The sequence below is a fragment of the Methylobacterium ajmalii genome, assembly GCF_016613415.1.
Classification (GTDB): Bacteria; Pseudomonadota; Alphaproteobacteria; order Rhizobiales; family Beijerinckiaceae; genus Methylobacterium; species Methylobacterium ajmalii.
In genome coordinates this window covers 23,054-32,875 of sequence record NZ_JACWCT010000093.1, presented here as the reverse complement: position 1 = coordinate 32,875, position 9,822 = coordinate 23,054, and the positions used below count along the sequence as shown (strand labels likewise).

The 9,822-nt window shown below is 74.6% G+C and carries 11 protein-coding genes; 7 read left to right on the top strand and 4 right to left on the bottom strand.

Annotated features, from left to right (window positions below; all coding sequences use genetic code 11):
• The 6 genes from HPY23_RS17890 to HPY23_RS17865 all read left to right on the top strand — a co-directional run.
• Window positions 1–735: VWA domain-containing protein (locus HPY23_RS17890; protein ID WP_200649658.1), on the top strand; the 735-nt coding region annotated here is incomplete at its 5' end.
• A gap of 5 nt (window positions 736–740) precedes the next feature.
• A complete protein-coding gene (gene bchO, locus HPY23_RS17885; protein ID WP_091883286.1) occupies window positions 741–1,625 on the top strand; it encodes an alpha/beta fold hydrolase BchO in 885 nt (294 codons plus the stop codon).
• A 76-nt stretch (window positions 1,626–1,701) separates the two neighbouring features.
• Window positions 1,702–3,228 (top strand): phytoene desaturase family protein, encoded by a 1,527-nt coding sequence (crtI, locus tag HPY23_RS17880; RefSeq protein ID WP_060845464.1) that lies wholly within the window; start codon window positions 1,702–1,704, stop codon window positions 3,226–3,228.
• Window positions 3,209–4,321, top strand: coding sequence for a phytoene/squalene synthase family protein (locus HPY23_RS17875; protein WP_200601685.1), 1,113 nt, complete (start codon window positions 3,209–3,211; stop codon window positions 4,319–4,321). Before crtI ends, HPY23_RS17875 begins: the two co-directional genes overlap by 20 nt.
• Window positions 4,318–4,467: a hypothetical protein gene (locus tag HPY23_RS17870; protein WP_167543870.1), complete on the top strand. Its 150-nt coding sequence runs from the start codon at window positions 4,318–4,320 to the stop codon at window positions 4,465–4,467. The genes HPY23_RS17875 and HPY23_RS17870 overlap by 4 nt, the downstream gene beginning before the upstream one ends.
• Window positions 4,468–4,563: 96 nt before the next feature.
• On the top strand, window positions 4,564–5,598 hold the full coding sequence (locus tag HPY23_RS17865) for a hypothetical protein (protein ID WP_091883207.1): 1,035 nt from the start codon (window positions 4,564–4,566) through the stop codon (window positions 5,596–5,598).
• 31 nt (window positions 5,599–5,629) lie between these two features.
• On the opposite strand, the gene HPY23_RS17860 is transcribed toward HPY23_RS17865, so the two are convergent.
• Both HPY23_RS17860 and HPY23_RS17855 read right to left on the bottom strand, forming a co-directional pair.
• Window positions 5,630–5,980 (bottom strand): hypothetical protein, encoded by a 351-nt coding sequence (locus HPY23_RS17860; protein WP_139234890.1) that lies wholly within the window; start codon window positions 5,978–5,980, stop codon window positions 5,630–5,632.
• Between the two features lie 170 nt (window positions 5,981–6,150).
• Window positions 6,151–6,666 (bottom strand): GcrA family cell cycle regulator, encoded by a 516-nt coding sequence (locus HPY23_RS17855; protein ID WP_060849158.1) that lies wholly within the window; start codon window positions 6,664–6,666, stop codon window positions 6,151–6,153.
• A 542-nt stretch (window positions 6,667–7,208) separates the two neighbouring features.
• Here HPY23_RS17855 and HPY23_RS17850 point away from each other — a divergent pair.
• Window positions 7,209–8,078, top strand: coding sequence for a cell envelope integrity EipB family protein (locus tag HPY23_RS17850; protein ID WP_060845468.1), 870 nt, complete (start codon window positions 7,209–7,211; stop codon window positions 8,076–8,078).
• A 28-nt stretch (window positions 8,079–8,106) separates the two neighbouring features.
• On the opposite strand, the gene HPY23_RS17845 is transcribed toward HPY23_RS17850, so the two are convergent.
• Both HPY23_RS17845 and HPY23_RS17840 read right to left on the bottom strand, forming a co-directional pair.
• Complete coding sequence (locus HPY23_RS17845) at window positions 8,107–9,423, bottom strand: DNA polymerase IV (RefSeq protein WP_091883212.1); 1,317 nt, start codon at window positions 9,421–9,423, stop codon at window positions 8,107–8,109.
• Window positions 9,420–9,704 (bottom strand): DUF3572 domain-containing protein, encoded by a 285-nt coding sequence (locus tag HPY23_RS17840; protein WP_244537505.1) that lies wholly within the window; start codon window positions 9,702–9,704, stop codon window positions 9,420–9,422. The genes HPY23_RS17845 and HPY23_RS17840 overlap by 4 nt, the downstream gene beginning before the upstream one ends.
• Window positions 9,705–9,822: the final 118 nt, after the last annotated feature.

Below are 9,822 nucleotides of genomic sequence, written 5' to 3'. Positions count from 1 at the left end.
CCGCGCGGCCGTCCGGTCGGGGCCCGGCCGGGCGATCCGCGCCGCGGGCGCCTCGCCCTGATCGAAACCCTGCGGGCGGCGGCCCCCTGGCAGCGCCTGCGCCGCGGCGACGGCGAGGCCCGCCTGCGCATCACGGCGGACGACCTGCGCATCCGCCGCCTCGTGCAGCGGCGCGAGACCACGACGATCTTCGCGGTCGACGCCTCCGGCTCCGCCGCCCTGGAGCGGCTGGCCGAGGCCAAGGGCGCGGTCGAGCAGCTGCTCGCCGAATGCTACGTCCGCCGCGACCGCGTCGCCCTGGTGGCCTTCCGGGGCCGGGGCGCCGACCTGCTGCTGGTGCCCACCCGCTCGCTGGTGCGGGCCAAGCGCGCGCTCGCCGCGCTGCCGGGCGGCGGTGGCACCCCGCTCGCCTGCGGTATCGAGGCGGCCGCCCGCCTCGCCGCTACTGAGCGCCGCGGCGGTCGCAGCCCGGTCGTGCTGCTCCTCACCGACGGCCGCGCCAACATCGACCGCGCCGGCCGGCCCGGACGGGTGCAAGCGGGTGCCGACGCCCTCGCGGCCGCCCGGGCCCTGGCCGCCGAGGGGACCCGGGCCCTCGTCATCGATACCGCCGCCCGGCCGCAGGACTCCGCCCGGGCGCTCGCCGCCGCGATGCGCGCCCGCTACCTCGCCCTGCCGCAGGCCGATGCCGCGCGCCTCGCAAGGGCCGTGCGCGAGGCCGCTCCGGCGGCATGAGCCCGATGACGAGCGCGAGGGCGTCCGACGACAGGCCCGATTTCGCCCGCCAGGGCCGCGACTGGCCGAACCGGGAGACGAGCCGTTTCGTTGCCGCCGGCGGCCTGACCTGGCACGTCCAGGAGGCCGGGGCGGGCCCGGTCCTGCTCCTCGTGCACGGCACCGGCGCGGCGACCCACTCCTGGCGCGGGCTCTTGCCCCTGCTCGCCCGCGACTTCCGGGTGATCGCCCCCGATCTGCCGGGCCACGGCTTCACCGATCCGCTGCCGACCCCCTCCCTGCCGCGCATGGCCCGCGCGCTCGCCGCTCTGCTGCGCACCCTCGACGCCGCCCCGCAGATCGTCGTCGGTCATTCCGCGGGAGCCGCGATCCTGGCTCGCCTCTGCCTCGACGGGGTGCTCGCGCCCCGCCTTCTCGTCGGGCTCAACGCCGCGCTGAAGCCGTTTCCGGGCATGGCCGGCTTCCTGTTCCCGGCGATGGCGCGGGCGCTGTTCCTCAACCCGGTCACGCCGCGCGTCTTCGCCTGGTCGGCCGACCGCGCCGCGGTGGAGCGGCTGATCCACGGCACCGGCTCGACCCTCGACCGCGCCGGCCTCGACCTCTACCGCCGCCTGTTCCAGACCCCCGGCCACGTCGCCGGGGCACTCGGCATGATGGCGAACTGGGACCTCGTGCCCCTCGACCGCGACCTGCCCCGCCTCGCGGTCCCGCTCCTGCTGATCGTCGGCAGCCAGGACCGCACCATCGCGCCCGACGTCTCCATCGCCCTCGCCGACCGCCTCGGCGGCCGCGCCCGGGTGGAGTGGCTGCGCGGCCTCGGGCATCTCGCCCACGAGGAGAAGCCGGAGGTGGTGGCGGAGCTGATCCGGGCGGACGCGGCGCGCGCCTGACGCTCGCCGTTCGATCGCGCGGCGGCCCTCGTTTCCCCCTTGCCACCCGCCCCGACCGGGACAATAGTGTCAACCTATGTTGACACTCGACGATGCGCCGCCGCGGGTCACGTCCGCCCGGCGCCGGCCTCGTGCGGTGGTGATCGGCAGCGGCTTCGGCGGGCTCGCGGCGGCGGTGAGGCTCGGCGCGCGGGGCTACCGGGTCAGCGTGCTCGAGCGGCTCGACCAGCCGGGCGGACGGGCGCGGGTCCACCGGCAGGACGGCTTCACGTTCGATGCCGGGCCGACCATCGTCACCGCGCCGTTCCTGTTCGAGGACTTGTGGGCCCTGTGCGGGCGGCGGCTTTCCGACGACGTCACCCTGGTGCCGATGCGGCCGTTCTACCGCATCCGCTTCGACGACGGCGCCACCTTCGCGATGTCCGGCGATCCGGCGGCGATGCGCGACGAGGTCGAGCGGCTGAGCCCCGGCGAGGCGCCCGCCTACGACCGCTTCATGGCGCTCTCCGACGAGTTGTGCCGGGTCGGCTTCGAGCAGCTCGGGGCGGTGCCGTTCGGCCGCGTCACCGACATGCTGCGCATCGCCCCCGACCTCCTGCGCCTCGGCGGGCACCGCAGCGTCTATTCCCTCGTCTCCTCGGTCTTCCGCGACGAGCGCCTGCGTACCGCCTTCAGCTTCCACCCGCTCCTGATCGGCGGATCGCCGTTCCGGGCGAGCGCGCTCTACTGCCTGATCGCGTCGCTGGAGCGGCGCTGGGGCGTGCATTCGGCGCTCGGCGGCACCGGCGCCCTGGTGCGCGGCCTCGTCCGGCTGATCGAGGGCCAGGGCGGCGAGGTGCGGTGCGGATCGGAGGTCGCGCGCATCCTGGTCGAGGACGGCACGGCGCGCGGCGTGGCGCTCGCCGACGGCACGGCGATCCGGGCCGACATCGTGGTGTCGAACGCCGATTCCGTCGCCACGGCGCTGCACCTGCTGCCGCCGGAGGTCCGGGGGCGGGGATCCAGGCGTCTCGCCCGGGCGCATTCCTCGATGGGGCTGTTCGTCTGGTATTTCGGGACGCGGCGTACCTACCCGGAGCTGCCGCACCACACGATCGTGCTCGGGCCGCGCTATCGCGGGCTCCTCGACGACATCTTCTCCCGGAAGGTGCTGGCCGAGGACATGAGCCTCTACCTCCACCGCCCGACCGCGACCGACCCGAGCGTGGCGCCACCGGGCCACGATGCCTTCTACGTGCTCGCCCCGGTGCCGAACCTCGCCGGCGGCCAGGATTGGGCGGCGCTCGCCGAGCCGTACCGGCAGCGCATCGCCGCGCGCCTGGAGGCGACGGTGCTGCCGGGCCTGTCGGACGCGCTCGCGACCTCCCGGGTGACGACGCCGCAGGATTTCTCCGACGATTTCCTGGCCTTCCGCGGCTCGGGCTTCGGGCTCGAGCCGATTCTGACCCAGAGCGCGTATTTTCGCCCGCACAACCGCTGCGGCGCGGTGCGCCACCTCTACCTCGTCGGCGCCGGCACCCATCCGGGGGCCGGGCTTCCGGGCGTTCTGTCCTCGTCGAAGATCCTCGATCGCGTGGTGCCGGATGCTGCCGTCTTCGCCTGATGCCCCCCTCGGAGGGTGTACCGCCCGCCCCGCCGACCACGCCGCCTGCCGGGCGGCGATCCGGGCGGGGTCGCGCAGCTTCTACGCCGCCTCGTGGCTGCTGCCCCGGGCGGTGCGCCGCGACGCCTACGGGCTCTACGCCTTCTGCCGCCTCTCGGACGATGCCGTCGACGGGGCGGGCGCCCAGGCCGACGCGGTGCCCCGCCTGCGGGCGCGCCTGGCTGCGGTCTATGCCGGCCGGCCCGCCGACGCGCCCGCCGACCGGGCGCTCGCCGAGATCGTCGCCCGCCATGCGATCCCCCAGGCCCTGCCCGCCGCGCTCCTCGAGGGCCTGGCCTGGGACGCCGCCGGGCGCCGTCACCCGGATCTCTCCTCCCTCGTCGCCTACGTGGCCCGGGTCGCCGGCTCGGTCGGCGCGATGATGACGCTGGTGATGGGCGAGCGCTCGGGCGAGGCGCTGGCCCGGGCCTGCGACCTCGGCATCGCCATGCAGCTCACCAACGTCGCCCGCGACGTCGGCGAGGATGCCCGCGCCGGGCGCCTCTACCTGCCGGAATCCTGGCTGCGCGACGCCGGAATCGACCCCGACGCGTTCCTCGCCCGGCCGGAGCAGAGCCCCGCGCTCGCCGCCGTGGTCGCGCGCCTGCTCGCCGCGGCCGACCTGCTGTACGCGCGGGCCGATTCCGGCATCGCGCAGCTTCCCGCCGCCTGCCGGCCGGCGGTGCGGGCCGCCGGCCTGATCTACGCCGAGATCGGTCGCGACCTCGCCCGCGGCGGCCTCGATCCGGTCAGCCGCCGCGCTCGGGTTCCGGGAGCCCGCAAGGCGCAACTCCTTGCCCGCGCGGCGCTGACGGGCTCGCTGCGCCGTGCCGACCGGCCGGTCCTGCCGGAGGCCGCCTTCCTGGTCGAGGCGGTGACGGCGATGCCCAGGCCCGCCTCCGTCCCCCCGGTCGCCGTCTCCCCGGTCGTCCTGCCTCCGCTCGCCGGAGCGCGTCCGGCCTGGTGGAACCTCGCCGCGCGGGTCGTGCGCGTCCTCGACCTCATCGAGGTGCTGCGCGAGCGGGAGCGCTTCGGCGGCGCGGCGCCGTCGTGAACGAGACGCTGTTCGCGCTGCTCGATTTCGGGCTCGTCTTCGGGGCCGTGCTCGGCTTCGGCTTCTGGCAATTGTGGGTGCTGCGGCGCGATCGGCGCCGGAGCGAGGCGGCCCGGCGCGGGGACGAGCCGGGCCGGGAGGGGTGAGGGGAGGCGCCGGGGCCCGCTCGAAGGCCGTCGCGCATCCGGACGTCAACCAGGACGGTCCCGCCCAGCCGGACCGCACTACCAGGGAGGAACGCCATGACGGGCCTGCGCACGACGCGTCGGGACACCCTCGTTGCCGGGCTCGCCCTCTGTCTCGCGGCCTCCGCCGCGCGCGCCGAGGTGAAGGCGGGGCCGGTTCTGATGCATTGGGGGACCTGCCAGGCCTCCGGCGCCGTTCCATACCCGGCCGGCAGCTTCGGCGACCGCGTCCTGGTGGTGAGCGACGCGGACAACAGCTTGCGCCTCTACCGGGCGAACGAGTCCGGTCCGCCGCTCGCCCTGAAGGGCGGCGACCTCGATGCGGCCCTGGCGACCGATGCCCGCGAGGAGCCGGGCCAGGCCGACCTCGAGGCGCTGACCTGGCTCGGCAGCGACCTCGTGGCGATCGGCTCGCACGGCCGCGACGCCGAAGGCCGGACCCGCGAGGCGACCCGCCAGGTCCTCGCCCTGTCGGTCGGCGGCGACGCCGCCGCGCCCACGGTGGCGCCGAAGGGCAAGGCGTTCCGGGGGCTCGCCAAGGCGATCGCCGACCTCGATCCGGCGCTCGCCGACCGCATCGCCGTCGATCTCGCGACGAAGCCGAACCTCAGCCCGCAGCGGCGGGGCCTCGCGATCGAGGGCCTGAGCCCGGCCCCGGACGGGCGCGGCCTGTTCGTCGGCCTCGGCAACCCGCTCAACGCTGACAACGACGCCCTGGTGGTGCCGGTCGAGAATCCGGCCGCGGTGCTGGGGGAGGGGGCGGCCCCGAAGCTCGGCAAGCCGATCGCCCTCGACCTCAAGGGCCGCGGCATCCGCGACATCGCCTATGCGGGCGGGATCAGGGCCTACTTCATCGTGGCGGGCGGCCGCGGCGGCGCCTTCGACCTCTACCGCTGGTCGGGGCGTGCCGGCGAGGCCCCGGCCCGGGTTCCCGGCGCCGCCGAGGCGTTGGCGGCGATCCCCGACTTCCAGCCCGAAGGCCTCGTGGTGGCAGCGGACGGCACCAAGGTGCAGCTTCTGGCCGACGATACCGACATCTGCCCGGCGCGTAAGCCGCAAGGGTTCCGCAGCGTGGTGCTGGAATTGCAGTGACGGGCGCGCGGCGGGTCCGGCCCCCGAACGATCAGGCCTCCCGCTCCGGCTCGCCGATACGGGAGGCCTGCGCGGCGACGTAGCGGCGGCGCGCCTCGGCCGCCTCCCGGAAGGTCCTGGACCGCGGCGGCACCTCGGCGAGCTTGCGGATCTCGCGCAGGATCAGCTCGGCCTCGAAGGCGGCGGCGCGCTCGGCCGCGGCGGCCCGGCTGTCGGCGCCGTGGGAGGCGCTGTAGCGCTCGAGCCCGTCGCGGCAGACCGCGACGCGGTAGTCGAGCCAGTCGATCACGTCGAGGAAGGCCCGTTCGCGGATCTCCGCGGCCGTGGCCCGGCGCTTCTTCTCGCTCACCCCTGGTCCCTCAGGGACGACGGTCTCCTGCATCGCCCGGCCCGTCCGATCTCGGCCCTCGGTTCCGGCGGCCGCGCCCGTCGGTATAGCGCGCGGCCACCCCATCCGCGAAGGCGGTGCGCCGCCCGGACAGGATTCGTTAGGATTCGAGCGATATTCTCGACACGATCGAAAGGGCCGGGTCTTGCCGGCCCGGGACGCGACTACCGGAAGCCGACGACCTTGCGGTCGCGCTTGCGCTCGGCGGCGGGCTGGTAGGCGATGCGGCTGTGGTGGGTGCAGTAGGGCAGGCCGGTGATCGCCCGGTCGCCGCAGAAACGGAAATCCGGGGTCGAGGGGTCGCCCATCGGCCAGCGGCACATGAAGTCGCGCAGCTCCATGATGGTGACGCGGGAACTCTCCGGCAGCGCGACGGCGGACGGCACCGATGTCGGCTGGATCAGCGCGAGGGCCGGCGGCGCGGGGGCGAGGACGGTCGGCGCGACGGAGGCGCCTGGGGACTCGGCCTCGGCGCGCGGACGGCGGCCGGACGCCGCCTGAGCCCCATTGGGTTTCGTCACCCGCCCGGCGAGACCGAGGCGGTGGACCTTGCCGATGACCGCATTGCGGGAGACTCCGCCGATCTCGGCGGCGATCTGGCTGGCGCTGTGGCCGTCGCTCCAGAGCCGCTTGAGAAGCTCGACGCGTTCATTCGTCCAGCCCGGACCCGCATCCATCATCGCCGCCTCCACTCCCCCGACATCACCCATGGAATCGGCGCGCAGCCGCGAGCGGCCCGCCGTTCGACCGCGCGTTCAGTCCATCCGATCCTGCTGGTGATCGCCGCCACGCCATGGGCGCTGGCGACGGGGTGAACCTACAGGACGCCCTAACATCCGCGCAAGAGTCCGGCCCGCGGCCGCGCCGGTTTTTCCCCGAGCCCGCGACCCCCGGCAAAACCGGGTGCGACGGTCGCACCGCGCGGCCGGCCCATCGTCGCGCCGCCGCGCAACATATCGAAAAAACCTTTATATATCAGATCTTTAATTGGATTTCTCAGCGCCCGGTCGCCGGCGCAGGGGGCGATGCGCCTGGGTTGAACCGCCGCCGCGCGCCGCGACCTGTGCGCGTTTCCGGTGCGGTCTCGGACAAGCGTGGCCGCGCTGCCACGGCCCGCGCCGCCACCGGCCGGGCGGGCACGTTGCCGGGTGGCGGGGCGGGACCTATCTTGAGCCGGACAACAGGGCCGACGCCATCACCGGCGGCCCGTCCGGGAGATTTCATGCGGACACTCCTCGCGTGCGTCGTGCTCGCGCTCTCGTCGCCCGTTCTCGCGGCGGAGAGCGTGCATCTCGCGCCCCATCGCGCCGTCTACGACCTGTCGCTGTCCGGCAGCTCCGGCACCCGCGCGGTCGAAAGCGCCCGCGGCCGGATCGTGTTCGATTTCACCGGCGACGCTTGCAAGGGCTTCGCCCTGCAGTACCGTCAGGTCACCGTGCTGGAGAGCTCGGAGAGTGGCAGCCGCACCTCCGACCTGCGCAACACCACCTTCGAGAGCGGCGACGGGCGCAGCTTCCGCTTCCGCACCCAGTCCGACCTCAACGGCAAGACGACCGCCCCGGTGGACGGCAATGCCGAGCGGGGCGACAAGGGCCTCTCGGTCAGCCTCAAGCAGCCCAAGCGCGGCGAGATGAGCGTGCCCGGGGAGGTGCTGTTTCCCGCCGCCCACATGAGGCGGCTGATCGAGGCCGCGCGTGCGGGGCAGTCCACGGTCGCCATCAAGGTGTTCGACGGGTCCGACGACGGCCGCAAGGTCTACGACACCCTGGCGGTGATCGGGGCGCAGCGCGGTTCGGACAAGACCAAGACGGAGGTCAAGCCCGAGACCAGGCCCGACGCCCCGGCGCCCAAGCCCGTCCCGGTCGAGGCGGCGTTGCGCGACGGCGCGATGGCGACGATGCCGCACTGGCCGGTGACCCTGAGCTACTTCTCGCCCGGCGAGGGCGAGCGCACCCCGGTCTACGTGCTCGCCTTCGACCTCTACGAGAACGGCGTCAGCGCCGCCCTGCGGCTCGATTACGGCGAGTTCTCCCTCAAGGGCGAGCTGTCGCGCATCGACCTCCTGCCCGAGAGCAAGGACTGCAAGCCCTGATCGTGCGGGCCTTGGCCGTGGTCCGGTCCTAGGGCTCCCGCCCGGTCCGGTCCGGCTTGGCCCGGGCCGGCCGCTCGGCCTCCTGCGGCGTGAAGCCGAGGCCGCGCTGCACCGCCGCGGCGCCGAAGCGGTCCCGCAGGGCGTCGATGGCGGCGGCCCGGCTGGCGTCGCGCAGGGCCGACACGTCGGCGAGGTCGCCCCGGTCGGCATGCGCCGCCCCGCACAGGTCGCCGGCCCCGATCCCGATCAGCCGGTAGGCGGTGCCGTCGCAGGCCTCGCGCAGGAGCGCCTCGGCCGGGCGGAACAGCCGCTCGGCGACCTGCGTCGGGGCGAGGCCCGAGCGGGTGCGGGTGCGCAGCCGGAAATCCCGGTCCTTCAGCTTCAGCGTGACGCTGCCGGCGGCGAATTCCGCCCGCTTCAGGCGCCGCGCCACCTTCTCGCAGAGCTGCCACAGGATCGGGCGCAGCTCCGAGAAGCCGCGCAGGTCCTCCGCGAAGGTGGTCTCGCCCGAGATGCTCTTCGTCTCCCGCACGGGCTGCACCCGGCGCGGATCCTCGCCGCGGGCGAGCGCCAGCAGCCGGGAGGCGTCGCGCCCCAGCCCCGCATGCAGCCGCTCCGGCGCGACCCGGGCGATGTCGCCGACCTGGCGGATGCCGAGCGCGGCGAGGCGCTCGGCCGCCGCCTGGCCGATGCCCGGGAGGATCCGCACCGGCTTTCCCGCCAGGAAGGCGGCGGCCTCGGCGCGACCGATGATCGAGAAGCCGCGGGGCTTCTCGAAGTCCGAGGCGATCTTGGCGAGAAACTTGTTGGGCGCGAGCCCGACCGAGACCGTGATGCCGACCTCGTCCTCGACCCGGCGGGCGAAGCGCGCCAGCGTGACGGCGGGCGGCGCCCCGTGCAGCCGGTCGGTGCCCGACAGATCGAGGAAGGCCTCGTCGATCGAGACCGGCTCGACCAGCGGCGTGAGGTCCTGCATCATCGCCCGGACCTCCCGGCCGACCCGGGCATACTTCTCCATGTCGGGCCGCAGCACCACCGCGTCCGGGCAGGCCTCGAGGGCACGGTACATCGGCATCGCCGAATGCACCCCGCGGATGCGGGCGATGTAGCAGGCGGTCGCCACCACGCCGCGCCGGCCCCCGCCGATGATCAGCGGTCGATCCCGCAGGGCGGGATCGTCCCGCTTCTCGACCGCGGCGTAGAAGGCGTCGCAATCGACGTGGGCGATCGACAGCGCGTCGCGCTCCGGATGGGCGAGCAGGCGCGGCGAGCCGCAGGCCCGGCAGCGCGGGGTGCCGGGCGGAACCGTCTCGCCGCAATCGCGGCAGAGCGGCGCGCCGCTCACGCCCCGAACTCGCCCGCGTCCGGCGGGCCGAGGCGGCGCCAGGCCTGGGTGATCTGCTCGGGCGCGATTTCGAGGGCGCTCGCGCAGGCGAGCAGCAGCTCCTCGTCCGCCACGACGTGGTCGAGGAGGCCGGCCGCGAGCTCGGGCGTGCCGGCCGCCTGCCGCAGGGCATCGGGCGACAGGCCGGAGGTCTCCATGAAGCGCAGCAGCCGGCCTGGATCCCCCGTGACGTAGTCGAAGACACGGGCTCCCAGCGCCTCCGCGGCGGATTCGCTCAGCACTCCGCCACGGGGACTCGTCCCCCTGGCAAATCCATCGAATTTGCGTTTCATCAACATGTGTCGCTTAACAGTGTTGCGGTTCCGGTCGCAGCCGGGGTGTGACGCGGCCCGCTGGAGC

Excerpts from the sequence above, each read along its gene's own strand:
- HPY23_RS17860 (WP_139234890.1), bottom strand. The coding sequence starts at position 5,980 with ATGCAGGAGACCGTCGTCCCTGAGGGACCAGGGGTGAGCGAGAAGAAG.
- HPY23_RS17850 (WP_060845468.1), top strand. The coding sequence starts at position 7,209 with ATGCGGACACTCCTCGCGTGCGTCGTGCTCGCGCTCTCGTCGCCCGTT.
- bchO (WP_091883286.1), top strand. The coding sequence starts at position 741 with ATGACGAGCGCGAGGGCGTCCGACGACAGGCCCGATTTCGCCCGCCAG.
- HPY23_RS17875 (WP_200601685.1), top strand. The coding sequence starts at position 3,209 with ATGCTGCCGTCTTCGCCTGATGCCCCCCTCGGAGGGTGTACCGCCCGC.
- HPY23_RS17865 (WP_091883207.1), top strand. The coding sequence starts at position 4,564 with ATGACGGGCCTGCGCACGACGCGTCGGGACACCCTCGTTGCCGGGCTC.
- HPY23_RS17855 (WP_060849158.1), bottom strand. The coding sequence starts at position 6,666 with ATGATGGATGCGGGTCCGGGCTGGACGAATGAACGCGTCGAGCTTCTC.
- crtI (WP_060845464.1), top strand. The coding sequence starts at position 1,702 with ATGTTGACACTCGACGATGCGCCGCCGCGGGTCACGTCCGCCCGGCGC.